At 59.7% G+C, this 24,950-nt stretch carries 25 protein-coding genes; 12 read left to right on the forward strand and 13 right to left on the reverse strand.

All coding sequences use genetic code 11. The features are described 5' to 3' along the window. Position 1 precedes the first annotated feature (1 nt). Genes EDY99_RS04300 through ltnD form a run of 3 tightly spaced genes read right to left on the reverse strand, consistent with a single transcriptional unit; the run spans position 2 to position 2,804 of the window. Positions 2-634 (reverse strand): aldolase, encoded by a 633-nt coding sequence (locus tag EDY99_RS04300; RefSeq protein WP_089191378.1) that lies wholly within the window; start codon positions 632-634, stop codon positions 2-4. Beyond that, positions 631-1,890, reverse strand: a complete 1,260-nt coding sequence (otnK, locus tag EDY99_RS04305) for a 3-oxo-tetronate kinase (RefSeq protein WP_123061496.1) — start codon at positions 1,888-1,890, stop codon at positions 631-633. The genes EDY99_RS04300 and otnK overlap by 4 nt, the downstream gene beginning before the upstream one ends. After that, complete coding sequence (ltnD, locus tag EDY99_RS04310) at positions 1,890-2,804, reverse strand: L-threonate dehydrogenase (RefSeq protein WP_033642399.1); 915 nt, start codon at positions 2,802-2,804, stop codon at positions 1,890-1,892. Before ltnD ends, otnK begins: the two co-directional genes overlap by 1 nt. Before the next feature lie 283 nt (positions 2,805-3,087). On the opposite strand from ltnD, the gene ygbI reads away from it, so the two are divergent. Further along, a complete protein-coding gene (ygbI, locus tag EDY99_RS04315) occupies positions 3,088-3,864 on the forward strand; it encodes a DNA-binding transcriptional repressor YgbI (protein WP_033642400.1) in 777 nt (258 codons plus the stop codon). Positions 3,865-4,013: 149 nt separating this feature from the next. Here the strand turns inward: ygbI and EDY99_RS04320 are convergent, their stop codons facing one another. The 4 genes from EDY99_RS04320 to EDY99_RS04335 all read right to left on the reverse strand — a co-directional run bounded on the left by EDY99_RS04320 (position 4,014) and on the right by EDY99_RS04335 (position 6,669). Next, on the reverse strand, positions 4,014-4,541 hold the full coding sequence (locus EDY99_RS04320; RefSeq protein WP_101453356.1) for a hypothetical protein: 528 nt from the start codon (positions 4,539-4,541) through the stop codon (positions 4,014-4,016). Between the two features lie 122 nt (positions 4,542-4,663). Next, positions 4,664-5,431: a molybdopterin-dependent oxidoreductase gene (locus EDY99_RS04325; protein ID WP_033650565.1), complete on the reverse strand. Its 768-nt coding sequence runs from the start codon at positions 5,429-5,431 to the stop codon at positions 4,664-4,666. Continuing rightward, positions 5,424-6,029, reverse strand: coding sequence for a cytochrome b/b6 domain-containing protein (locus tag EDY99_RS04330; protein WP_123061497.1), 606 nt, complete (start codon positions 6,027-6,029; stop codon positions 5,424-5,426). The genes EDY99_RS04325 and EDY99_RS04330 overlap by 8 nt, the downstream gene beginning before the upstream one ends. Positions 6,030-6,042: 13 nt before the next feature. After that, a complete protein-coding gene (locus EDY99_RS04335; RefSeq protein ID WP_046686683.1) occupies positions 6,043-6,669 on the reverse strand; it encodes a hypothetical protein in 627 nt (208 codons plus the stop codon). Between the two features lie 140 nt (positions 6,670-6,809). Here EDY99_RS04335 and EDY99_RS04340 point away from each other — a divergent pair, with 140 nt between their 5' ends. Together EDY99_RS04340 and EDY99_RS04345 are read left to right on the forward strand one after the other, a co-directional pair. Next, positions 6,810-7,481 (forward strand): heavy metal response regulator transcription factor, encoded by a 672-nt coding sequence (locus tag EDY99_RS04340; protein WP_047025026.1) that lies wholly within the window; start codon positions 6,810-6,812, stop codon positions 7,479-7,481. Continuing rightward, positions 7,478-8,896: a heavy metal sensor histidine kinase gene (locus EDY99_RS04345; RefSeq protein ID WP_122017029.1), complete on the forward strand. Its 1,419-nt coding sequence runs from the start codon at positions 7,478-7,480 to the stop codon at positions 8,894-8,896. Before EDY99_RS04340 ends, EDY99_RS04345 begins: the two co-directional genes overlap by 4 nt. A gap of 13 nt (positions 8,897-8,909) precedes the next feature. Here the strand turns inward: EDY99_RS04345 and EDY99_RS04350 are convergent, their stop codons facing one another. Further along, positions 8,910-10,376: an ATP-binding protein gene (locus tag EDY99_RS04350; RefSeq protein WP_123061498.1), complete on the reverse strand. Its 1,467-nt coding sequence runs from the start codon at positions 10,374-10,376 to the stop codon at positions 8,910-8,912. A 3-nt stretch (positions 10,377-10,379) separates the two neighbouring features. Next, positions 10,380-11,093, reverse strand: coding sequence for a response regulator transcription factor (locus EDY99_RS04355; RefSeq protein ID WP_016928494.1), 714 nt, complete (start codon positions 11,091-11,093; stop codon positions 10,380-10,382). Positions 11,094-11,244: 151 nt separating this feature from the next. Here EDY99_RS04355 and EDY99_RS04360 point away from each other — a divergent pair, with 151 nt between their 5' ends. The 4 genes from EDY99_RS04360 (at position 11,245) to EDY99_RS04375 (ending at position 13,528) form a co-directional block, all read left to right on the forward strand. Beyond that, on the forward strand, positions 11,245-11,856 hold the full coding sequence (locus tag EDY99_RS04360; protein WP_047572162.1) for a cytochrome b/b6 domain-containing protein: 612 nt from the start codon (positions 11,245-11,247) through the stop codon (positions 11,854-11,856). A 10-nt stretch (positions 11,857-11,866) separates the two neighbouring features. Continuing rightward, positions 11,867-12,643: a molybdopterin-dependent oxidoreductase gene (locus EDY99_RS04365; protein ID WP_103101880.1), complete on the forward strand. Its 777-nt coding sequence runs from the start codon at positions 11,867-11,869 to the stop codon at positions 12,641-12,643. Between the two features lie 59 nt (positions 12,644-12,702). Then, positions 12,703-12,993, forward strand: coding sequence for a pentapeptide MXKDX repeat protein (locus EDY99_RS04370; RefSeq protein ID WP_033637682.1), 291 nt, complete (start codon positions 12,703-12,705; stop codon positions 12,991-12,993). Between the two features lie 64 nt (positions 12,994-13,057). Then, positions 13,058-13,528 (forward strand): YkgB family protein, encoded by a 471-nt coding sequence (locus EDY99_RS04375; RefSeq protein ID WP_004939115.1) that lies wholly within the window; start codon positions 13,058-13,060, stop codon positions 13,526-13,528. A 44-nt stretch (positions 13,529-13,572) separates the two neighbouring features. On the opposite strand, the gene EDY99_RS04380 is transcribed toward EDY99_RS04375, so the two are convergent. Further along, positions 13,573-15,612 (reverse strand): choline transporter, encoded by a 2,040-nt coding sequence (locus tag EDY99_RS04380; RefSeq protein WP_004939112.1) that lies wholly within the window; start codon positions 15,610-15,612, stop codon positions 13,573-13,575. A gap of 400 nt (positions 15,613-16,012) precedes the next feature. Here EDY99_RS04380 and betI point away from each other — a divergent pair, with 400 nt between their 5' ends. From betI to betA, 3 genes are all read left to right on the forward strand, one after another. Further along, the gene (betI, locus tag EDY99_RS04385; protein ID WP_033642409.1) at positions 16,013-16,615 is read left to right on the forward strand and encodes a transcriptional regulator BetI; all 603 of its coding nucleotides are present in this window, start codon (positions 16,013-16,015) and stop codon (positions 16,613-16,615) included. 14 nt (positions 16,616-16,629) lie between these two features. Next, entirely contained in the window at positions 16,630-18,102 is a 1,473-nt protein-coding gene (gene betB, locus EDY99_RS04390; RefSeq protein ID WP_016928486.1) for a betaine-aldehyde dehydrogenase, read from the forward strand. Positions 18,103-18,239: 137 nt separating this feature from the next. Continuing rightward, positions 18,240-19,907, forward strand: a complete 1,668-nt coding sequence (gene betA, locus EDY99_RS04395) for a choline dehydrogenase (RefSeq protein ID WP_004939099.1) — start codon at positions 18,240-18,242, stop codon at positions 19,905-19,907. Positions 19,908-20,016: 109 nt separating this feature from the next. On the opposite strand, the gene EDY99_RS04400 is transcribed toward betA, so the two are convergent. From EDY99_RS04400 to EDY99_RS04410, 3 genes are all read right to left on the reverse strand, one after another. Further along, entirely contained in the window at positions 20,017-21,642 is a 1,626-nt protein-coding gene (locus EDY99_RS04400) for an FMN-binding glutamate synthase family protein (RefSeq protein ID WP_004939096.1), read from the reverse strand. A 184-nt stretch (positions 21,643-21,826) separates the two neighbouring features. Next, positions 21,827-22,417, reverse strand: coding sequence for a LuxR family transcriptional regulator (locus tag EDY99_RS04405; RefSeq protein WP_004939094.1), 591 nt, complete (start codon positions 22,415-22,417; stop codon positions 21,827-21,829). Between the two features lie 21 nt (positions 22,418-22,438). Further along, positions 22,439-23,155: an EAL domain-containing protein gene (locus EDY99_RS04410; protein ID WP_016928483.1), complete on the reverse strand. Its 717-nt coding sequence runs from the start codon at positions 23,153-23,155 to the stop codon at positions 22,439-22,441. A gap of 514 nt (positions 23,156-23,669) precedes the next feature. On the opposite strand from EDY99_RS04410, the gene EDY99_RS04415 reads away from it, so the two are divergent. Both EDY99_RS04415 and EDY99_RS04420 read left to right on the forward strand, forming a co-directional pair. Then, complete coding sequence (locus EDY99_RS04415) at positions 23,670-24,197, forward strand: fimbrial protein (protein ID WP_004939088.1); 528 nt, start codon at positions 23,670-23,672, stop codon at positions 24,195-24,197. Positions 24,198-24,263: 66 nt separating this feature from the next. After that, the gene (locus tag EDY99_RS04420; RefSeq protein ID WP_123061499.1) at positions 24,264-24,947 is read left to right on the forward strand and encodes a molecular chaperone; all 684 of its coding nucleotides are present in this window, start codon (positions 24,264-24,266) and stop codon (positions 24,945-24,947) included. Positions 24,948-24,950: the final 3 nt, after the last annotated feature.

Raw genomic sequence — 24,950 nt, forward strand, 5'->3', positions numbered from 1 at the left:
TTCAGCTCCGTAATTCGGCAATTTCATCAGCGGTCAAATAGCGGATCGGACGATCGCCGAGGGTGAAGATCAGCCGAGCCGCATCTTCCATCTCTTCGGTATTGTCCGCCGCCGCTCGCAGGTCTTTACCCGTCACCACCGGCCCGTGGTTAGCCAGCAAAAAGGCGCGGTGGGTCGGCGCCAGGCGGGCCAGATCCTGTGCCAGCCTTTCGTCGCCGGGCCGGTAGTAAGGCACCACCGGCACCTTGCCGACGCGCATCACCACATAGGGGGTGAACGGTTTGATGGCGTTGTCGGCGTCCAGCCCCTGCAGGCAAGAGAGCGCCGTGAGGTAGGTGCAATGCAAGTGCACGACCGCTTTGCATTCGGGGTTGTTCAGATAGAGCGCCCGATGAAAGCTGATCTCTTTCGACGGTTTGTCGCCGGAGAGCCAGTCGCCGTTCAGGCTCACTTTAGACAGGCGATCGGCCTGCAGCTCGCCGAGACAGGAGCCGGTCGGCGTCGCCAGCAGCGCGCCGTCCGGCAGCAACAGCGAGAGGTTGCCGGCGGAGCCGGTGGCGTAGCCGCGTTGGAAAAACGAGGCGCCCAGGCGCACCATCTCTTCACGCGCCTGCTGTTCAATCGTCATGCTCATACCGGGAACTCCGTTTGCGCGCGCGCGAAGAAGGCTTCATCGCCAAAATTACCCGATTTCAGCGCCAGGGAAATGGCTCGATCGCTGGCACGCACCCAGGGAACGCCGGGGGAAATGCTGGGGCCGATATGGAAGCCGCGAATACCCAGCGCCTGCGTGACCACGCCGGAGGTTTCGCCGCCGGCGACGATAAAGCGGCTGAATCCCAACTGGCGCAGTTGCACCACCAGCTCGGCGAACAAGGCTTCCACCGCCTCGCTGGCGGCGGCGCCATGCCGTTGTTGCGTTTGCTGCAGCGACTCCGGCGATGCAGTGGCGTAGATCAGCGGGGCAAGCGTTTCTCCGGCATGGCGCTGCGCCCAGTGCGCCAACTCGACGGCGTAGGCGGCGCGCGTCTGGGGATCGAAGCAACGGTCGATATCGATGGCCTGCGCCGCCGCGCGTTCGCGATAGTGCGCCACCTGCCGGTTAGTCATGACGGAGCAGGAGCCAGACAGCACCGCCGCCTTTTCCCCCTGCGGCGCGCCGGCCGCCTCTGCCGAACGTTCGCCGTTCTGCGCCCATTGCCGCGCCAGGCCGATCGCCAGGCCCGAACCGCCGGTCACCAGCTTCATCGTTTTCAACGCTTCGCCCTGGGTAAGCAGATGCCGTTCGTTGAGCGTGTCCAGCACCGCGTAGCGCACGCCTTCCTGCGCCAATTGCTGCAGCTTCTCGCTGACTGCCTCGGCGCCGCGATCCATTTCCGCCGCCGTCACCAGCCCACAGCGTCCGGCGGCCTGGGATTCCATCAGGCGAAGCAGGTTGCTGTCGGTCATCGGCGTGACTGGGTGATGACGCATGCCGGACTCAGACAGCAGCTGTTCCCCGACGAACAGGTAGCCCTGATAGACCGTGCGGCCGTTTACCGGCAGCGCCGGGGAAACAACCGTGAAATTTTCCCCCAGCGCGGCGAGCAGGGCGTCGGTCACCGGGCCGATATTGCCCTGTGCGGTGCTGTCGAAGGTGGAGCAGTATTTGAAGTAGAACTGGCGGCAGCCCTGTTTTTGCAGCCAGGTCAGCGCTTGCAATGCCTGTTCGATCGCCTGTTCTGCCGGGCAGGAGCGCGATTTCAGGCTGATGACGACCGCCTGAGCACCGACCGGCGTTTCGTCCTGCGGCACACCGTTCAACTGCACCGTCGGCAGGCCGTTTTGCACCAGAAAACTGGCGATGTCGGTCGCGCCGGTAAAATCATCCGCGATTACGCCGAGCTGCATCAGAGCGTCTCCTTTTTCTGCGGCAGATCGATGCCGGCAAAGATTTTGATTACCGCGCTGTCATCTTCTTTACCGTAGCCGGCGTTGCTGGCGGCGGTAAACATGGTGAAGGCGGTGGAGGCCAGCGGCAGCGGGAAATGCAGCGCCTTGGCGGTATCCGCCACCAGCCCCAGATCCTTGACGAAGATATCCACCGCCGATTTGGGCGTATAGTCGCCGTCGACCACGTGGCGCATGCGATTTTCGAACATCCAGGAGTTGCCGGCGGCGTGGGTGACGACGTCATACATGACGTCCAGCGGGATGTTGGCGCGAGCGGCCAGCGCCATGGCTTCCGCCCCGGCGGCGATGTGCACCCCGGCCAACAGCTGGTGGATGATTTTTACCGTCGCGCCCAGGCCGATGGTTTCGCCGATGCGGTAAACCTTGCCGGCGATGGCGTCCAGCACGGGTTGCAGGCGCGCGAAGGTGGCGTCGGCGCCAGCGGCCATCACCGTCATTTGGCCTTCTTCCGCCTTGGCCGCCCCGCCGGAAACCGGCGCGTCCAGCATCGCCAGGCCGTAGTCCAGCAGCCGTTGCTCGATCTGTTTGGCGTCATCGGCGGAAATGGTCGAAGACACCATCACCGCCGTGCCCGGCTTGAGCTGCGGCGCCAGGCCTTGCTCGCCGAACAGGATTTGCTTCACCTGCGCGGCGTTTACCACCAGCAGCAACACGGCGTCCAGCTCGGCGGCGAAGTCGCGCGCGCTGGGGGCCGTTTGTTTCGCGCCGGCCTGTTGCAGCGCCGCCAGCGCCTGCGGATTGAGATCGGCGCCGTAGGTGGTCAATCCGGCGCGGAGGCATGAACGCGCGGCGCCCATGCCCATCGCCCCCAGCCCGATGACGCAAACGGCATAATTCCCTGGGTGTGTCATACTGCACTCCTGTTAATTTTAGTGATAATTTGTTTTGTTGTGTTAAATGTAAGCGCTTGTCGGTCGATTATCCGCGATCGTTATCACAATAATTAACAATGCGTGAAACGGATTTTTCGTGCGATTTCTGGCCTAAATCAACATTACTATTATGTTTTTAAATAAGTTTATGTTTGGCTGGCCTAACTGCGCTGGCCGTCACGCTGCGAGAAATAAGGGCTATCGGCGAACGAAAATTGACGTAAAATCACAATTATTATCACCGCAGCAACGAGAGGGAACCGTGATACCTGTAGAACGCCATCAACAAATTCTTGCGCTGGTATCCGAACGCGGCGTCGTCAGCATCGCCGAGCTGACCGAACGGCTGGGGGTGTCACATATGACGATCCGCCGTGACGTGCAAAAGCTGGAAGAGCAGGGGGCGGTGCAGTCGGTCTCGGGCGGTGTGCAGGCGCCGGAACGGGTGGCGAGCGAACCTTCTCACCAGACCAAAGAGGGGATGTTCGGCCGGCAGAAAATCGCCATCGGTCGGCTGGCGGCGCGGCAAATTCCCGCCAATAGCTGTATCTATCTGGATGCTGGCACCACCACGCTGGCGCTGGCGAAACAGATCGGAGAACGTGACGATTTGACGGTGGTGACCAACGACTTTGTCATCGCCGGGTTTCTGATAGAGCATAGCCAGTGCCGAATCATCCACACCGGCGGCACCGTGTGCCGGGAAAACCGCTCCTGCGTCGGCGAGGCGGCGGCGCAGGCGCTGCGCGGTCTGTTTATCGATCTGGCGTTCATCTCCGCCTCTTCGTGGAGCATGCGCGGCCTGTCGACGCCGAACGAAGATAAGGTGATGGTGAAGAAGGCCATCGTCGAGGCCAGCCGCCGCCGCATTCTGCTCAGCGATACGTCCAAATACGGCAAAGTCGCCACCTATCTGGCGCTGCCGATCGCCGCCTTTGACGCCATCATTACCGATGAGGGGTTGCCCGCCGCCGCGCGGGAGGCCATTGAGCAAGCGGGGATTGCATTGCTGACGGCGGAAAAAGAAGAAGAAGAATAAGAACGAACCGGAATCAGGATGAAAGTTCGGTATCGATGCTACGTGCGGGCGGTTCACTGGCTTCAACGCCGCCGCGTTCACGCCATTCGCGGCGCCTTTGTTCCCACCACTCTTCGTGGAAGGCTTGCATCTCTTTCAGGCGCTGTTCCTTAACGTGCTGTTGGCAAGTATGGGATGCTATGGGGGCTACGTGGGATTTCGATGACATAGAGGCCGTCCTTTATAAACTCTATTTTGTATAAATAATGCCCTTTGTGCGCGTATTTTTTCAACAAAAAATCATAAATTTTAGCTAATGCTGGCCTTAACGGTGCACTTAAGATGATCCTGGCATGATACTGATAGGCAAACTTGAGAAGAGTTTCCCCGATGCCAACAACGAATAAGCGTTCGCGTTGGAGAAGGGTATAATGCATTGCAGTATAGGTATCGAAAGCTGAGCGCCGATGCCTGTTTACGTCGCTCAACGCCTTAACATCATAAAATTCCAGAGAGAAAGCATTATTGAGGATAGCAGTGTCCACATACACTGGGGCAAACCAATGGTGCATGTTTTGCCCAATTCTCTTGAAATCCAAATGATAGATGGCCGATTTACCATCACCTTTTCTGACGGCAATCTGATATCTGTATGTGTCTGCTATTCCAGTGTGTGACTCCCTCACATCAATATCCATGATAAAATCCTTTTTACTATTATTTTTCCTATAGTTATCCCCTTTGTGACGAACAGATTATTAACCGCGGCGGAGACGATCCTCCAGCCGCCGATGAAGGTTGTGCGCAGCGCCGCGCAAAACTAAATGCCGCTGAACCAGTTGTAGCCCTGATCCTCCCAATAGCCGCCCGGATTGACGTCGCTGACGAAGATCGCGGCGATATGTTTGGCGTTTTTGAACCCCAGCTTGGTCGGCACGCGTAGCCGCAGCGGGTAGCCGTAGTCCGCCGGCAGCGCCTTGCCGCCGAAATCCAACGCCAGGATGGTCTGCGGGTGCAGCGCGGTGGCCATGTCGAGGCTGGCGTAGTAGCGATCGGCGCATTTGAAGCCGACGTAACCGGCATTCAGATCCGCGCCGACGTGCTGCAGAAAGGTGCGCAGCGGCACGCCGCCCCATTGACCAATGGCGCTCCAGCCCTCAATGCAGATCAGACGCGTGATCTGACTTTGCTGTGGCAGCCGCTGCAGCTGTTCCAGCGTCCAGGGCGCTTTTTTCTCCACTTTCCCCGCGACCTCAAGCCGGTAGCCGGCGAGATCGATCTCGGGGACGTTGTATTCCGGGTAAAATGCGTTAAAGGGGAAAGGGTGAGTGATCTGGTCCGGCCGGTAAGTTTGCGCCAACCGCTGGCCGCTGAACAGCCAGGCCTGCACCCGGTCGTTCCAGCGCGACATGGCCCACAGCACCTTATCCACCCGATCGCCGTCTTGCAGATTACACCCGGTCAGCATGGCGATGCCGCCCAGCGTCAGCCCGGAGCGCAACATCAGCCGGCGTTGCAGATTGACCAGCTGCTTTTTTTGGTCCGGTTCCAGCGTCGGCGCGGTTGCCCGCTGTTTTTTCTCATTCATGTTTGCCACCCGTTATCATCGCCCACAGGGTTTTAGGCACGACAGCCACCATAAATACGTGGATCACCACAAACAGGCCGATGCCGGCCATGGCGAAGAAATGCACGTAGCGCGCGAAGTCGAAGCCGCCAAACAGCGCGACCAATCCCTGCAGCTGAACCGGTTTCCAAATCGCCAGGCCAGACAGCACCAGTAATAGGCCGAGCGCCAGTACGCCGAGGTACATCAGTTTCTGAATGGCGTTGTAGCGGCCATGCCGGTGGCGCAGGCGCAGCGTCATCGCCAGCCAGATATCCTGCCGCAGCGCGTCGGCGCGAAGCGGCAACAGATCGTGGCGAAAATGGCCGCTGAACAGGCTCCACAGCAGATAGCAGACGGCGTTGAGCGCCAATAGCCACATCACCGCCAAATGCCAACCAATCGCGCCGCCCAGCCAACCGCCGAGCGTCATCTGCGGCGGAAAGCGGAAATCGAACAGCGGCGAGGCGTTGTAGATTTCCCAACCGCTCATGAACATGCACACCATGGCGAACAGGTTGATCCAATGAGTGATTCGAACCGGCCAGCGATGCACCGGCGGCGACGCGTTGGTCTTCATGGCATTCCTCCGGTTACATCGGCGGCACGGTGCCGTCTTTGCCGGCGGAAATGCGGGTGGCGATGCGTTCGCCCTTATCGTTGACGGCGGAGAACAGCACAATGTGCACGCCCGGTTTCAGCAGGCTCAGATCGCCCGGATCCAGCGTCACGATCGGCACGTCTTCCGGCACGACGACGGTTTTCTGCTGGTTACCGTAAGTGACGGTCAGGGTGCGGCCGTTGGATTTCACCAGTTTACCGACGGTGCCGTTAGTCATGGTATCCACTTTGCCGTCGGCGGATTCCCAGGCCGAATGCCCTTCGCCGGTGCCGCGCAGGCTGGCGGCGAACACGTGCACTTCCAGTGCCTTGAGCGTGCCGTCCGGCTGCGGCACGGCGGCGGTGCCGATAAAGCTGTCCGGTTTGATATCGTCCAGCGTGGCTTTGGAAACGCTGAGCACTTTAGTTTGATCGTTCAGCTTGACGCTGAGTGTCTCGCCCTTGCGGTCGGTCAGCTGCAGATTGCCGTCGGCAACTTGCGTGATGGTGCCGCGCAGCGGCGCAATCACCTTGCCCGGCGTTTGGGCGGCGGCGGCCAATCCGCTGGAAAGCAGTAACGTGGACAACAGTAAACCGGCTATACGATGACGGGTAATCATAACGTTCTCCTGAAATGAGTTTGCCGGTTAAGCATGGTTGACCTACTGGGTCAGCGCCATGGCCGTTTGATGACATTAATGTCATCAAGTTTGTCCGCCGAAGCTGCTAGTATTTTTGCAGACGTAACGAGGTGGCGAGCATGCGAATACTGGTAGTTGAAGACGATATCGGCACAGGGGATTACCTGAAGAAAGGGCTGGGGGAAGCGGGCTACAGCGTCGATTTGGCGCGCAACGGCACCGACGGGCTGTTTCGCGCGTTGGAGCAGGACTACGATGCGATCGTGCTCGATGTCATGCTGCCGGGGCTGGATGGCTGGCAGATCATCGAGGTATTGCGCAAGAAAAGCGACGTGCCGATCCTGTTTCTCACCGCCCGCGATGGCGTGCAGGATCGCATCCACGGTCTGGAGCTGGGCGCGGACGACTATCTTATCAAACCGTTTTCCTTTACCGAGCTGGTGCTGCGTTTGCGCACCTTGCTGCGCCGCGGGCCGGCGCGCGAAGCCGATCATTACGCCATCGCCGATCTGCAGTTGGACGTATTGCGCCGCCGGGCGGTGCGCCAGGATCAGGTGATCCCGTTGACCAATAAAGAATTCATGCTGCTGCATCTGCTGGTGCGGCGCGAAGGCGAAGTGCTGTCGCGCACGCAGATCGCCTCTCAGGTGTGGGACATGAATTTCGACAGCGACACCAATGTGGTTGACGTGGCCATCAAACGCCTGCGCGCCAAAATCGACCGGCCGTTCGACGTCAAGCTGATCCACAGCGTGCGCGGCATCGGCTATGTTTGCGAGCCGCGCTCGTGAACGCCCGCGCTTCACGTCGGCCGGTGTCGCTGACGCTGCGTACCGCCATGCTGTTCGCGCTGGTGGCCGCCTGCGTGGTGAGCGGGGCGGGCTGGTATCTGTTCGGCGCGATGCGCCAGGAAATGACGCTCCGCAGCGATCTGCAGGTGACCGGGCGCGTAGAGTATTTCCGCCATTTACTGGGGCAGCGCTTTCCTTTGGCGCGCCTGACCGCCAATAACGGCCTGTTCGAAAATATGCTGGGCAATGAACAGGACGTGTTGATTTTCCAAATTCCGGGGCAAAAACCGCTCATCAATGTGAATCCGGCCAGGGTGGCCCTGCCGCCGATCGCGCCGACGCCGCCCGAACAGGCGCAGACGCTGGCCGCCGTGCGCGGCGGGGAAACGGCGCAGGGGGTGCCGCTGCGCGCGGCATCGGCGATGGTGCGTCTGGAAGACGGCAGTTTGCTGCAGATCTCCGCCGCGCACGTGATGGTCAACGAGCAGAAGATGCTGGCGCGTTACCTGTGGCGCATTGTCGCGGCGGTCATTGTGGCTTTCCTGCTGATTGCGCTGCTGGGCTATGGGGTCATGCGCCGGGGATTGAAGCCGCTATGGCGCATGGCGGCGCAGGCGTCCGAGATCGCGCCCAATACATTGTCCACTCGCCTCAGCGAACAGGGGGCGCCGAAGGAGTTGCAGCAGCTGACCCGGTCGTTCAATGCGATGCTCGATCGGTTGAATGAAGGCTATCAGCGGCTGACGCAGTTTTCCGCCGATCTGGCCCATGAGATCCGCACGCCGGTGGGCGCGTTGATGGGCCAGTGTCAGGTGGCGCTGTATCAACCCCGCAGCGTGGAGGAGTACGAAACCCTATTGTCGAACAATATGGACGAGCTGGAGCGTATTTCGCGCATGGTGGAAAACATCCTGTTTCTGGCGCGCGCCGGTGAGGCGCAGTCTGCGCTGAACTACAGTCGTCTGGAGGTGGCGGCCGAGCTGCGGCGGGTGGCGGATTATTTCGAAGGGCTGGCGGAAGAACGCGGCATCGCGCTGAGCTGCGAAGGGGAAGGAGAGCTGAAGGCGGACGCGATGTTGTTCCAGCGGGCGCTGAGCAACCTGGTGGCCAACGCGGTGCGTTATGCCGACGAAAACAGCCTGATCGTGTTGCGGGCTGAACGGCGCGCCGATGCCTGGTGGGTGCAGGTCATCAATCAGGGGCCGCCGATCGCGCCGGCGCATCTGGAAAAGCTGTTCGATCGTTTCTACCGCGCCGATCCCGCGCGCAGCGCCGGCAGCCACGCCAGCGGCCTCGGGCTGTCCATCGTGCGCGCCATCATGACGCTGCACGGCGGTGAGGTGCGCGCCGAATGTATCGAGCGCGCGCCTGTCGCCAGCCTCATTTTCAGCCTGCGGTTCCCGCTAGCGCAATAACCGATATGCCGGATTAACGCGGCGGAATGGCAAAGCGGAAGCAGGCGCCGCTTTGTGGTTGTTCGATCAGCTGAATGTCGCTGTCGTGCAGTTGCAGAATGCGCCGCACGATCATTAACCCCAGCCCGCCGGCGGGGCGTCGGGCGCCGCTCAGGATAGACGGCCGCACGAACAGATCGGCGCGCAGCGTCTGCGGAATGCCGGGGCCGCTGTCGCTGACCTGCACCATCACCTGGTCTTCCTGCCGCCACAGCCGCACGCCGATGTCGCCGCCGGGCGGCGTATGGCGAATGGCGTTGTCCAACAGGTTGGTCAGCACCCGCTCAATCATGCTGAGATCGGCGAACACCGGCGGCACGCCGGGGGCGATGTCGGCGTGCAGCCGCTGGTTGCGCGCCTCCGCCGCCAGCTCGAACTTCTGGAACACGTCCTGCAGCAGCTCGCTGAGGGAGAAGGGTTCTTTCTGCGGTTTCACCACGCCATATTCCAGCCGCGCCAGTTCGAACAACTCCTGCGCCAGCTTGCCCACCTTGCGGCTCTGCGCCAGCGCGATCTCCAGATAGCGCCGCCGCTCGGTGTCGCTTAGGGTGGCGGCCTTGACCGACAGCGTTTCCAGATAGCCGTGCAGCGAGGTGAGCGGAGTGCGCAGATCGTGTGAGACGTTGGCGATGAATTCGCGCCGCAGCCGATCCTGCTGCGCCAGCGTTTGCCACTGTTCGGCGAGGCGCTGCGCCATGCGGTGGAAGGCCTGTTGCAGCTGGCTGACCTCGTCGCGCCCGGCCGGCACCGCCGGTAGCGCCGCGTAGGCCTGCACTGCCTCAATGCCGCCGCTGTCCAGCGCATTGACCTGACGGGTCAGGCGCCGGATGGGGCGAGTGACCCAGTAGAACGCGAAACCGCCGGCCAGCAGGCTGAACAGCACCATCACCCCGGAGGTCCACAGCGCCATTCTGGCCGCCGAGTTGAACTGGGCGTTGCTGGCCAACGCCGTGTACTCTTCACCGAGCAAGACCACATACAGATAGCCCTCGACCCGGCCGTCGACCTTCAGCGGCGCAACGCTGAACACCTTGCGTCCGTCCGCGCTGCGCGGATCGTCGCCATACACCGGCATCTGCGCGCCATCGAGCAGCGCCTGCAGCGGCGCCAGCGCGACCCGCTGCCGCTTCAGATGCCCGGCCGGCGCGGCGTTGCCGATGATTGCGCCCTGGTTGTCGAGCAGATAAACCTCAACGCTGGGGTTCACCGCCATCAGCTGATCGAACAGGGTATGCACCGCCTGCGGATCCGGCCCGTTCACCCCCAGCAGCGGATTGCTGTCGGCGATATGCTGCGCCAGGTTGCCGGACAGGCGCTGGATCACCGCCTGGCTGTACTGGGTATTGCTGCGCACCTGCATCCAGCCGGAAAAGGCGCAGCCGATGACGATCAGCAGCGCGAAGATAATCGTGAGGCGTTGCGCTAACGTAAGGTTTTTCATGGCTCACTCTTGCGGCGCGGCCGCGAATTTATAGCCCATGCCCCACACCGTGAGGATGCGCTCGGGTTCTGCCGGGTTGCGCTCGATCTTGATGCGCAGCCGGTTGATATGGGTGTTGACGGTGTGCTCATACCCCTCGTGCTGATAGCCCCAGACCTGATTCAACAGGCTGAGGCGCGAGAACACCTGGCCCGGGTGGCGGGCGAAAAAGTACAGCAGGTCGAATTCGCGCGGCGTCAGCTCGATCGGCTGTTGGTGCAGGCGCACTTCGCGGGCGATGGGATCGATGGTCAGATCGTTGAAGCTGAGCGCGCCGGCGTCCATGCGCAGGTTGCGGCTCATCGCTTCCTGGCGGCGAAACAGCGCCTTGACCCGCGCCACCAGCTCCAGCATGGAAAAGGGTTTGGCCAGATAGTCGTCGGCGCCCAGCTCCAGCCCCAGCACGCGGTGCACCTCGCTGGAGCGCGCGCTGGTGATGATGATCGGCGTGTAGCGCGTCATGGTGCGCGCCCGGCGGCAAATCTCCAATCCGTCTACGCCCGGCAGCATCAGATCGAGGATCAAGGCGTCCCAGCCGCCCTGTTCCAGCATCGCCATGCCCTGATTGCCGTCGGCGGCGTGGCTGATGGCGTAACCCTCGTCACGCAGATGCAGCTGCAGCAGCTCGGCGATGTCGCCGTCGTCCTCGACGATCAAAATTCGTTTTGGCTTGTCCATTCTCATTACCGCTGATTAGCCCGATTCTCTCTGAAGTCTACACAACCGCCACCGGCGGAGTTATCACATTTTATTTAACTTTGCGTGAGGTCTTGGGGAACAAATCCGGGGAATACTCGGTGCATCGCATCGTTAGCTGGCAGGAATCGTTATGAGCCTCACTCTCACCCCGGAACAACGACAGACCGTACATCCGCTGTGGCTGCGGTTAACGCATTGGCTGAATGCGCTGGCGATGCTGATCATGGTGACCAGCGGTTGGCGCATCTACAACGCTTCGCCGCTGTTCAACTTCAGCTTTTTCAACGAGCTGACGCTCGGCGGCTGGCTGGGCGGCGCGCTGCAGTGGCACTTCGCCGGCATGTGGCTGTTTGGCGTCAACGGGCTGTGTTACCTGCTGTTGAACCTCGCCAGCGGGCGCTTCAAACGCAAATATTGGCCGCTCAGCCCGAAGCAGTTTCTCGCCGATGTCGGCGCGGCGTTGCGCGGCAGGCTGCAGCACGCCGACCTGCGCCACTACAACATGGTACAGCGCGTGGCCTATCTGTCGGTGATGGTTCTCGGAGTGCTGAGCGCGCTGTCCGGACTGGTGCTGTGGAAATCGGTGCAGTTTCCGCTGCTGCGCACGCTGCTCGGCGGCTATGAGGCGGCGCGCTATATCCACTTTTTCGCCATGTCGGCGCTGGTGGCCTTCGTCGCGATCCATCTGGTGATGGTGGCGCTGGTGCCCCGCACGCTGCTGGCCATGCTGCGCGGACGTTAAGGAGTTCACGATGAAAAAGGATAAACAGATCATGACGATCGTTGAAGGGCAGGCGATCGTCAAAGAAGCGCAGCGCTTGTTGACCGCGTCGTCCCGCCGCCGCTTTCTGCGCAACGGCCTGACGCTGGGCGGTATCGCTATGCTTACCGGCTGCGATCTCAGCGGCAACGCCAACGTCGAGCAGGCGCTGAGCCGCATTTCGCGCCTCAACGATCGGGTGCAGGGCTGGCTGTTCAACAGCGATCGCCTGGCGCCGGTCTACCCGGAGTCGATGATCACCCGGCCATTCCCGTTCAACGCCTTTTACGCCGAGGAGGACGCGCCCGACATCAACGGCGACGACTATCGGCTGGAAGTGGCGGGGTTGGTGCAGGACAAGCGCGCCTGGAGCCTGCCGCAGCTGCATCGGATGGCGCAGGTTAGCCAGGTGACGCGTCATATTTGCGTCGAGGGTTGGAGCGCCATCGGCAAGTGGGGCGGCGTGCCGTTCGCCAACTTTCTTAAGGTAATCGGCGCGGATCTGAGCGCCCGCTACGTTAGCTTTAAATGCGCCGACGACTATTACACCAGTATCGACATGGCCACCGCGCTGCATCCGCAGACGATTATCGCGCTGACCTACGATGGCCAGACCTTGCCGCGCAAGTACGGCTATCCGATGAAGCTGCGCATGCCGACCAAGCTGGGCTACAAGAATCCGAAGCACATTCAGGTGATCGAGGTCACCAACCGCTTCCCGGGCGGTTACTGGGAAGACCAGGGTTACAACTGGTTTGGCGGCAGCTGAGGCGGCCGCCGGCCATTCTCCGGCACTCCGGTGCCTTTGACATGACGGAAGGAAATACCATGAAAAAGTTATTCGCAATGATGATGTGCAGCGCGCTGATGCTGGGCGTGGCCGGCGCCAACGCCGCGGACGGCATGAGTAAAGACGCGATGAAAAAGGACGGCATGAGCCAGATGTCGCACGACGGCATGGCGAAAGATGGGATGAAGAAAGAGTGCATGGGCAAGGACTGCATGAAGAAAGACAAAATGGGCAAAGACGCCATGAAGAAGGATGGCATGGCGAAAGACGGTATGGCCAAAGACGGCATGAAGAAAGACGAGATGAAAAAGGATGCGATGGGGCACTAAGCCGCCTCACCCCGCGGCCGCAAGCGGCAAACCGCGGCGGCTGCGGGCAACATAAGGAGAGAGGATGATGTTGGCGACATGGCTGCGGCGCTTTCGGCGCTCGAACGGGGACGTTATCTTTATGCGCGCGGCGCTGGTGGTGATCTTCGCCGCCTTCGGCTACGCCAAATGGTTTGATTACGAGGCGCAGGGGCTGGTGCCGCTGATCGGCAACAGCCCGCTGCTGAGCTGGATGCATCAGGCGTTCGGCATTCGCGGCGCCAGTTATGCATTGGGCGTCGCCGAATGGAGCTTCGGTTTACTGCTGCTGGCGGGGTTCTGGTCGCGGCGTCTGGGTTTGCTGGGGGCGATCGGATCGACGGTGACCTACCTGACCACGCTGACGCTGATCTTTTCCACGCCGGGCGCCTGGGAGCCCTCCGCCGGCGGTTTTCCCGCCATGGCCGGGGCCACCAGCTTTTTAATCAAGGATCTGGTGTTGCTGGCCGGCTCCCTGGTGCTGCTGAAGGCCGATTTGCCGGCCGAGCAGGCATAAAAAAGGGCGTAGCCTGGCTACGCCCTCTGGATATTTCTCGGCCGTCACATATCCGGGAAGGTCAGGGTGCCCCCCGGCGCTTCGCGATGAATGTGCAGGAAGTTCAGGTGCTTCTCGTACTGGTCGAGAATATCGCCAATCACCTGTTCCTTGCTGTAGTCCATCAGGTCGTTGCCCTGGGTGCCTTCCATCAGGAAGGTTTCCAGCCGGTAGTAGTGCGACTTGCCGGAGCGGGCACGGTAGGTGAAGCCCGGCACCGAGTAGCGCATCGGCCAGATCTGATAGATAAAGTTCTGTTCCTCGCCCAGGTGCACCAGCAGCTCCAGGTGGTTCAGGCGTTCGTCTTCGGTCGGCGGCACTTCGCTGAACTCCACTTTCGCGCCGCGCAACTCCAGCTCGCGCGCCACGTCCTGCATCGCCGGACGGCAAACCTTATCCAACATTTTCTGCGTGTACTGCGTGCCCGGGTAGTTCATCACCCGCGACAGACGCTGTTTCCAGTTGAGCACGTCGTGGCTGGAGACCGGCACCGGCGCCAGGGTGCTGAGCGCGCTGGCCTTGCGGTAGTCCTCCACCCGCAGCGATTTGTACAGCCCGGCCATCACGAAGAAGATCACGAAGCTGAACGGCAGGCCCATGATCACCGTGGTTTTCTGCAGCGCCGGCACGCCGTCGGTCATCAGCATGCCGATGGTCAGCAGGCCGATGGCCACCGACCAGAAAATCCGTAGCCAGTTCGGCGCATCATTATTGATGTCGGCCAGGCGCGAGGTGAAGTTACCCAGCACCAGCGAGCCGGAGTCCGCCGAGGTGACGTAGAACAGCAGGCCGGTGATGGTGGCCACCGAGGCGCTGAAGGTGAAGCCGGGGTATTGCGCCAGTAGGCTGTAGAAGCCGCGCTCCGGGAACTGCATCACTTCCTGCGCGAACTCGGCGTTGCCGTGGATGATCTGGTACAGCGCGCTGTTGCCGAAGATAGACAGCCACAGCAGGGTGAACACGAACGGAATGATCAGCGTGCCGACCACGAACTGGCGAATGGTGCGCCCGCGCGAGATGCGCGCCAGGAACAGGCCGACGAACGGCGACCACGCCACCCACCAGGCCCAGAAGAACAGCGTCCAGTTGTTCATCCACTCCACCGGCCGATCGAAGGCGAAGCTGTTGAGCGTCATGCCCATAAAGCGGTTGACGTAATCGCCGACGTTAAGCACCAGCGCGTTGAGCAGGAACTCGGTGTCGCCGAAGAACAGCACGAACAGGATCAGGCCCAGCGCCAGCAGCACGTTCAGCTCGGACAGGATGCGGATGCCCTTGTTGACCCCCGAGGTGACCGAGATGGTGGCCATGATCACCGACAGCAGGATCAGCGAGCCCTGCACCGTCAGGTTTTCCGGGATCTCGAACAGCACCTTGAGGCCGTAGTTGAGCTGCACCACGCCAATGCCCAGCGTGGTGGCGATGCCGAAGATGGTGCCGAGCACCGCGGCGATGTCCACGCTGTGGCCGATCGGGCCGTTGATGCGTTTACCGAAGATCGGGTACAGCGCCGAGCGAATGGTCAGCGGCAGATTGTAGCGATAGCTGAAGTAGCCGAGGGCGATGCCCATCAGCGCATACATCGACCAGCCGGTCAGGCCGTAGTGGAACAGCGTCCAGACCATCGCCTGGCGGGCGGCCTCCAGCGTTTGCGCGTCGCCTTCCGGCGGCATCATGTACTGGGTCACCGGCTCGGCGACCGAGAAGAACATCAGATCGATGCCGATGCCGGCGGCGAACAGCATCGCCGCCCAACTCATCAGGCTGAACTCCGGTTTGGACTGTTCCGGCCCGAGCTTGATGGAACCGAAGCGCGAGGCGGCGATAAATACCACGAACACGATGTACAGCGTCGCCGCCAGCAGGTAGTACCAACCGAAGGTGGTCGACACCCAATTCAGCGTGCGGGTGATCCACTGCCCGGAGAAGTCGGTGAAAAAGATGGTCATCAGCGAGAAGGCCAGGATCAGCCCCGCCGAGGTGAAGAAAACCACAGGGTTGAGGCGGTCCTGCTGCGGTTTGGAGGAGGTTTCGCGTGTTGTCATCGTCATCCTCTGAACTGAGTAAAATCGTGCCGCTCCGCATTCTGGGGCGCGTTGGCGCATCCGGAAAACGGGCGAATGAAGGCGGCGGCCATCCCCATGGGAATGGCCTGAACGATGCCGCTTTCGCCTGCTTATGAAGCACCGGAGCGCTTCGCGGCGGGAACCGCTTACAGCCACTGATTTTGGTCAGATTCGTTAATTACCTCACAAAAATCAGCCAGTTCCACAACCAGAAAATACATTTTTTTAACCAGGCGGCAATAAAATATATGCAATTTTTATTGAACGTTCAATCAAAAAAAAGTTTAATAGTCCTCATGATGACCTGAATCACGGGCGAAACGGCAGTGAAATTTGCCCGCTGAGATAAGGCCGAAGTCGGTTTTGTGAGAGTCGAAATATGCCAAAGGTAGGAATGCAGCCAATCAGAAGGCAGCAGTTGATTGATGCCACGCTCGCCGCGGTAAACGAAGTGGGAATGCATGACGCCACCATCGCGCAGATCGCGCGGCGGGCCGGCGTTTCCAACGGCATCATCAGCCATTATTTCAAGGATAAGAACGGCCTGCTGGAAGCCACGATGCGCTATCTGATCAGCCATCTGGGCGAGGCGGTGAAGCTGCGGCTGCAGGCGCTGACCGACAACAGCCCGGCGGCGCGGCTGCAGGCGATCGTCGCCGGCAACTTCGACGACAGCCAGATCAACAGCGCGGCGATGAAGACCTGGCTGGCCTTTTGGGCCAGCAGTCTGTACCAGCCGCAGCTCAACCGCTTGCAACAGGTGAACGGCCGTCGGCTCTATTCCAACCTGTGCGCCGAGTTTCGCCGCGTTATGCCGCAGCCGCAGGCGCGGTTGGCGGCCAAGGGGCTGGCGGCGCTGATCGATGGGCTGTGGCTGCGCAGCGCGCTGCGCGGCTCCGCGTTCAATCAGGCGCAGGCGCTGGCGCTCACGACCGAATACATCACGTTCCAACTCCGGGGGCAAACGCCGCCCGGAGGATAACTCAAGGAGATCCTATGTCCCGTTTTGGCTTGCAGAAGCTCTATATTCATGGCGCCTATGTAGACAGCACCGCTGGAAAAACCTTCAACGCCATTAACCCGGCGAACGGCGAAGTTCTGGCTGAAGTCCAGTCCGCCGGCGCTGAAGACGTCGATCGTGCGGTGGCCAGCGCGGCCAGCGGGCAGAAGGTGTGGGCGGCGATGACGGCGATGGCGCGTTCGCGCATCCTGCGTCGCGCGGTGGATATTCTGCGCGAGCGCAACGATGAACTGGCGGCGCTGGAAACGCTGGATACCGGCAAAGCGATGTCGGAAACCACCGCGGTGGATATCGTCACCGGCGCTGACGTGCTGGAGTACTACGCCGGCCTGATCCCGGCCATTGAAGGCGAGCAGATCCCGCTGCGCGATACCTCGTTCGTCTACACCCGCCGCGAGCCGCTGGGCGTGGTGGCCGGCATCGGCGCCTGGAACTACCCGATTCAAATCGCGCTGTGGAAGTCCGCGCCGGCGCTGGCGGCGGGCAACGCGATGATCTTCAAGCCGAGTGAGGTCACGTCATTGACGGCGTTGAAGCTGGCGGAAATCTACACCGAAGCCGGCCTGCCGGACGGCGTGTTCAACGTGGTGACCGGCAGCGGCGCGGAGGTGGGGCAGTACCTGACCGACCATCCGGGCATCGCCAAAGTCTCTTTCACCGGCGGGGTGAAAACCGGCAAGAAGGTGATGGCCAACGCGTCGGGTTCGACGCTGAAGGAAGTCACCATGGAGCTGGGCGGCAAGTCGCCGCTGATTATCTTCGACGACGCCGATCTGGATCGCGCCGCCGATATCGCCATGATGGCCAACTTCTACAGTTCCGGCCAGGTGTGCACCAACGGCACCCGCGTCTTCGTGCCGGCGGCGCTGCAGGCGCAGTTTGAGGCGAAAATCCTCGAACGCGTGAAGCGCATTCGCCTCGGTGACCCGACCGATCCGCAAACCAACTTCGGGCCGCTGGTCAGCTTCGCGCACATGGAATCGGTGCTGCGCTTTATCGAGAGCGGCAAAAACAGCGGCGCGCGCCTGCTGTGCGGCGGCGAACGCGTCACCCACGGCGAATTCGGCAAGGGCGCTTATGTGGCGCCGACGGTGTTCAGCGACTGCCGCGACGATATGGAAATCGTGCGCGAGGAGATCTTCGGGCCGGTGATGAGCATCCTCAGCTACCAGAGCGAAGAGGAAGTGGTGCGCCGCGCCAACGACACCACCTTCGGCCTGGCCGCGGGTGTGGTGACCCACGATCTGGCCCGCGCGCACCGCGTGATCCACCAGTTGGAAGCCGGCATTTGCTGGATCAACACCTGGGGCGAGTCGGCGGCGGAAATGCCGGTCGGCGGCTACAAGCAGTCCGGCGTCGGCCGCGAGAACGGCCTGACGACGCTGGAACACTACACCCAGATCAAATCGGTGCAGGTCGAGCTGGGCGAATACGCCTCGGTATTCTGATCTTCCCGTCGTCTTTCGAGCCGCAGCCGCGTTGGCTGCGGCCGACAATCTCTAGAGCGCCCAAATACACAGCCTGTTGCCGAGCCGCGCTTCGCGTCTTTGCCTGACCAGGCCTCTATAAAGTAAGGAGATAATGAATGGAATTTGACTACATCATTATCGGTGCCGGTTCAGCCGGCAACGTGTTAGCCACCCGATTGACCGAGGACGCCGACGTCAGCGTCCTGCTGCTGGAAGCCGGCGGCCCGGATTACCGGATGGATTTCCGTACCCAGATGCCGGCCGCGCTGGCGTTTCCGCTGCAGGGCCGCCGCTATAACTGGGCGTATGAAACCGATCCTGAGCCGCACATGAACAACCGCCGAATGGAATGCGGCCGCGGCAAAGGGCTGGGCGGTTCATCCCTGATCAACGGCATGTGTTACATTCGCGGCAACGCGATGGACTTCGACAACTGGGCCAAGGCGCCGGGTCTGGAAGACTGGACCTATCTGGACTGCCTGCCGTATTTCCGCAAGGCGGAAACGCGCGATATCGGCCCGAACGATTACCACGGCGGCGATGGCCCGGTGAGCGTCACCACGCCGAAGGCCGGTAACAACGAACTGTTCCACGCCATGGTGGAAGCAGGCGTGCAGGCGGGCTATCCGCGCACCGACGATCTGAACGGCTATCAGCAGGAAGGGTTCGGCCCGATGGACCGCACCGTGACGCCGAAAGGGCGCCGCGCCAGCACCGCCCGCGGTTATCTGGATCAGGCCCGTTCACGGCCGAACCTGAAGATCGTCACCCATGCGCTGACCGACCACATCGTGTTCGATGGCAAGCGCGCAGTGGGCGTTAACTATCTGCAGGGCGACAGCAATCAGCTGACCCATGCCAAAGCGCGCCGCGAAGTGCTGCTGTGCGCCGGCGCCATCGCCTCGCCGCAAATTCTGCAGCGTTCGGGCGTCGGCCCGGCGGCGCTGCTGAAAAGTCTGGACATCAACGTGGTGCACGATCTGCCGGGCGTCGGAGAGAACCTGCAGGACCACCTGGAGATGTATCTGCAGTACGCCTGTAAGAAACCGGTGTCGCTGTACCCGGCGTTGCAATGGTTCAATCAGCCGAAAATCGGCGCGGAATGGCTGTTCAACGGCACCGGCGTCGGCGCCAGCAACCAGTTCGAGGCCGGCGGTTTCATCCGCAGCCGTGCAGAGTTTGCCTGGCCGAACATTCAGTATCACTTCCTGCCGGTGGCGATTAACTATAACGGCAGCAACGCGGTGAAAGAGCATGGCTTCCAGGCCCACGTCGGTTCGATGCGTTCGCCGAGCCGCGGCCGGGTGCAGGTGAAGTCGAAGGATCCGCGCCAGCACCCGAGCATTCTGTTCAACTACATGTCGACCGAACAGGATTGGCAGGAGTTCCGCGATGCTATCCGCATCACGCGCGAAATCATGGCGCAGCCTGCCCTGGACGAATACCGCGGCCGCGAGATCAGCCCAGGGCCGGAGGTGCAGACCGACGAGCAGCTGGACGCCTTCGTGCGCGAGCACGCCGAAACCGCCTTCCACCCGTCCTGCTCGTGCAAGATGGGCGAAGACGAGATGGCGGTGGTCGACGGCCAGGGCCGGGTGCACGGCATGGAAGGATTGCGGGTGGTGGATGCGTCGATTATGCCGCTGATCATTACCGGCAACCTGAACGCCACCACCATCATGATCGCCGAAAAGATCGCCGACCGCATTCGCCAGCGCGCGCCGTTGCCGCGCAGCACCGCCGACTACTACGTCGCCGGCGATGCGCCGGTGCGCAAGCAGTAACCGACACGCCCTCTCGCCGTTGAGGGGGAGGGCCGCCGTAGCAAGCAACCCCTCTCCATATGCTCTTCCCCAAGGCGAGGGGGCAACTCTCTTTTTATTCCTTATTCCATCATGCCGCCGGCAGCGAGATTGCCTGATCGAAACTGTTGGGCGTCGCCATGCGCCACATGCGGGCGTAGAACTCGCTTTTGATCTCCGGCTGCAGCAGCGCGCCCGGCTCCAGGTAGTAATAGATATCGGCGTACACCTTGATCTCGGTCGGCGTGATGCGGCGCAGCATATGGTGCGAGGTCAGCTGCTCCGGGCGGCTGACGCCGGCCGCCGCCAGCATGTCCGCCAGCGCTTTCACCGTATTTTGATGGAAGTGATAGACGCGCTCCGCCTTGTTCGGCACCACCAACGCCTTCTGACGCAGCGGATCTTGCGTCGCGACGCCGGTCGGGCAGTGGTTGGTGTGGCAGCTTTGCGACTGGATGCAGCCGACGGCGAACATAAAGCCGCGCGCCGAATTCACCCAGTCGGCGCCGAGCACCAGCACGCTGGCGATGTCAAAGGCGCTGATGATCTTGCCGCTGGCGCCAATCTTGATTTGGTCGCGCAGGCCGCAGCCCACCAGCGTGTTATGCACGAACAGCAGCCCTTCGCGCAGCGGCATGCCCATATAGTTGGAGAGTTCGAGCGGGGCGGCGCCGGTGCCGCCTTCCTTGCCGTCCACCACGATGAAGTCCGGCAGAATGCGGGTGTGCAGCATCGCCTTGACGATGGCGACGAACTCCCACGGGTGGCCGATGCACAGCTTGAAACCGACCGGTTTGCCGCCTGACAGCTCGCGCAGCTGCTGGATGAACTGCATCATTTCCAGTGGGGTGGTGAAGGCGCTGTGCGAGGCCGGTGAGATGCAATCGACGCCTTCCGGCACGCCGCGGGTGGCGGCGATTTCCGCATCCACCTTTTTTGCCGGCAGAATGCCGCCGTGGCCCGGTTTGGCGCCCTGGCTGAGCTTGATTTCAATCATTTTCACCTGCGGGCTTTGCGCCTGTTCGGCAAAGCGGCGCGGATCGAAATGGCCGTCGGCGGTGCGGCAGCCGAAATAGCCGCTGCCCAGCTCCCACACCAGATCGCCGTTGTTTTCGCGGTGATAGCGGCTGATGCTGCCCTCACCGGTGTCGTGGTAGAAGTTGCCTTTGGCCGCGCCGAGGTTGAGCGCGCGAATGGCGTTGGCGGAGAGCGCGCCGAAGCTCATGGCCGAAATGTTGAAGATTGACGCGGAGTAGGGCTGGCGGCAATCGGCGCCGCCGATGGTGATGCGAAAACTGGTGGGATCGGCGGCTTCCACCGGCCGCATGGAGTGGCCGATGCACTCATAGCCGGTTTGGTACACGTCCAGCAGGGTGCCGAACGGCTTGTCGCCCATCTCGTTTTTCGCCCGGCGATACACCAACGTGCGCTGGGTGCGCGAAAATGGGATTTCTTCATTGTCCTGCTCGAGGAAATACTGGCGCAGTTCCGGGCGGATGAACTCGAAGAAGAAGCGCAGGCGGCCGATGATCGGGTAGTTGCGGCAAATGGCGTGGCGCTGCTGCGTGAGATCGTAGATACCCAGCACCATCAGGCAACCGCAGGCCAGGGCCGGCAGCCAGAACCACGGATGGTTGTGCATCATGATCAAGAAAACCAGGGTGAGCAAGATGCTCAGCACAAAGCAGGTATAGCGGCTGAATAAGGACGACTTCATAACATCTCCTGATGTTTATTTTTAATCCACACGACATGACTCACGGATAATCCGTGTGCAAATCGTAGCCAACAGGAGAGGATGTTGTGTGTCTGTTGCTGCTTTGTCGCCGGTTGTTACATTAATTTAACTCGGCGAGGGGGCGGGTTGCCGCGCGGCGTACCGCGCAACAAACCAGGGCGTGTTATTTGCCGGCGACGAAGATGGTGCTCATGCTACGCAGCCGCAGCTTTTTCATCGCGCTGTATTTCTGCGAGAAGATGGTTTTCGGGTGCGTGCCGCGTTTTTCCGCGATATGCAGCAGGCTGTCGCCGCGCAGCAGATTGAAGATCACGTCGCTTTCCGCCGGGCTTAGCTCGCGGGTTTTCTGCACCCGGATACCGCCCGGCTCTTTGCTTTCCAGCAGCCGCTGGATTTTTTCCTGCAGCGAATAAAGCGGAATGCGGGTGGAGACCAACTCGACGGAAATCCCCAGGATCGACAGCAGTTTCACCACGCGCTCGTCGTCATAGAACACCAACAGGCGCGTTTTGCTGTTGTACTGCTGGTGCAGGGACACCAGGCTTTCGATCACGTTGACGCTCTGCTCCAGGTTTTGCGAGGTGAAAATCAGCGCGATATCGTGCTTGGTGATCTTTTCCGCTTTGGCGCCGCCGTGCATGAAATCGGAAAACAGGCGGATATCGTACGCGCCGTAGTGTTTCTTCAACAGCACCGACAGGCCAACATAGCTGTACTTACACTCACTAATCACAAGAACGTTGTTTTTAGACATAGGGCAAACACCAATACCGAGTTAAAAGTATTCAGCTGTAAGAAGCGAGTTCAAATCCTTGATGCTGGATTCCTTCCACAGCTTTCCCTGCAGTGCGTAATATGGCATTTCATCCAGCCATTTCTTGTGTTCGGGAGTTTCAACTCCTTCGATAATTACCTTGTAATGATTAAGGTAAAAGAAGCGCAGTAACGCGCGCATCAAGCCCTCGCCGCCGGACTTTTTCATAAAGTCCCAAAGCAGAAAACGATCGAGCTTAACGAAGCGGAACTGGCTGTTGTACAACGCGGAAAAACCCGCATAGCCAGAACCAAAATCATCGAGCCAAAATGAATAACTATTCAATGACGGATCGCCGTGCACGCGATCTTTCACCAGCCGGGTTGAATTCTCGCTGATCTCAAAATGAATACAGCGCAGGGCATTAATTCTTTCGGCAAAGTGAGTATTCGCCAGCGATTGCAGGGAATAATCGTCAACATTCAAAGTGGCTATCACTTGGTTTTCATGAAACCAGTGTTTGTATTTATCGATCAGATTTATCTGATCCATCAAAATCTCAATCCGGGTAGCGCTGTCGGCATGGCGAAAGAACTGTTCAGGAGAAAAATGGGCATATTCGCTATTAAACGTAAAGCGAGACAGGCATTCAACGGCCAGCAATTGTCCCGATTTCGCGAACATTGGCTGGAAAACATAATTAATGCCGTTATTTTTCTCTCTGAAAGAACCGCTCATTTCCCAATCCTTGGATTGATATTTAACTTGTTGATTTTAAATGATTAAAAAGAAAGTTACTCCGTATTTTTTGGTAAATTTCTTATTTAAAGCGTCAGGATGGCCGAAACGTGTCGACAGACCATTTAACGCGGAATTCGTGCCAAAGTCCAAACGTCGCAATCTGTTACTAAATGTAAATATTCGGGATAATATTCTGATTTTCAGGCCTTAACGCAAAATGTTGAACTCTGCAGCTTTCCCAAACACAGATTATTCCTATTCATATGAATCGTCAACATCGATCGATAGGTATCCGCCGATAGTTTATTCCTATCAAGAGGGGGCTTATGAATGTTTTAAACGATTTAACATTAAGAATATGCTTAGTCTATATTTCGTCCGGCAATGAGTTCATCGAGGCAACGCTCCTTTTCAGCAAGGGAGTGCTATCGCTGAGTGTATGCTCAGTGGCGGCAATATATATATAAGCCCGCCACTGAATCGATTATTTTATTGTTCTATGGAGCTGGAAATGAAAAAAGTATTATTGCCTTTGGCTGCCCTGGTATTGTCTGCAACTGCTTCCAACGCAATGGCAGCAAACGGCAACGTTAAATTCACCGGTGAAATTGTACAGTCCACCTGTAAAGTTGTTGATAAAGACCAGAATAAAGAAGTTTACCTGGGTAAATATCCTACCACCGCTTTCCCAACTGCCGGTTCTACCAGCGGTGCTAAAGCTTTCGATATTAGCCTGGAGAAATGTGAAGCGGGTAACTACACCCTGCGTTTCGACGGTAACACTCCAGCTGGCCACCCAGAGCTGTTGGCTGTAACTGGCGGCGCAACTGGCGTTGGCGTTGAAATTCTGGATAACAACGGTTCTACTCTGCCAATCTCTCAGGAAGTGGCTACCCCAGCTACCGTAACTGTTGCTGCTGATGGCGATAACCCAGGCGCTGCGACTTTCAACCTGCGCGCTCGTTACAAATCCTTCCAGGATCTGGTAACTGCCGGTCAGGCAAACTCTAACGCTACCTTCACCATCGAATACAAATAATTCGCTGGCAGGATAGATAGAGTTATTGGCCAAGGATGGCTAAATTTTGAGAGTTGAGACATTCCGATGAAAAAAATTCTGACTGGTATTTTATTCGCATTCTCTGTTAATGCCTTTGCCGGCATTCAGGTTGATGCGACGCGTGTCATCTATAACAGTGCAAGTAAATCCGCATCGCTCTCAATCAGCAATGACAGCGACGATACCTACATGGTGCAAACCTGGCTGGATACTGGCGACGCAAGCCAGATGCCTAAGAATTTGCCGATCGTGGTGACACCAACCATTTTGAAGCTGGCTGCCAAGAAAGACGCCATTTTGCGTTTTATTTATTCCGGCAGCGGTTTGCCGCAGGACAGAGAATCTCTGCTCTGGGTTAACGTACAGGAAATTCCGCCAACGCCTAAGCAAGATAACGTGCTGCAGGTGGCGATCCGTACCCGTATCAAGCTGTTCTACCGCCCGGATTCGTTGAAAACCAACCTGCAGCAGCAGGCAGAAGCGCTGAAATGGACGCGCCAGGGCGGCAACTTGGTCGTGACCAACGATGGCCCGCTGTTCGTCACGCTGGGCGTATTGAACCTCAAGAGCGGCGGTAAAAGCTGGAAAGTGAACGCCGACATGGTCAAGCCACACGACAGTCTGCGTATTTCCCTGCCTCAGGGGGCGCAATCAGCCAGCAATATGTCGTTTACCTATATCAACGACTATGGCGGTCACACCGAGATTAAAAACGTCGCACTGAATTGATTT

Origin of the sequence: Serratia sp. LS-1, from assembly GCF_003719595.1 — a bacterium.
Taxonomy (GTDB): Bacteria; Pseudomonadota; Gammaproteobacteria; order Enterobacterales; family Enterobacteriaceae; genus Serratia; species Serratia ureilytica.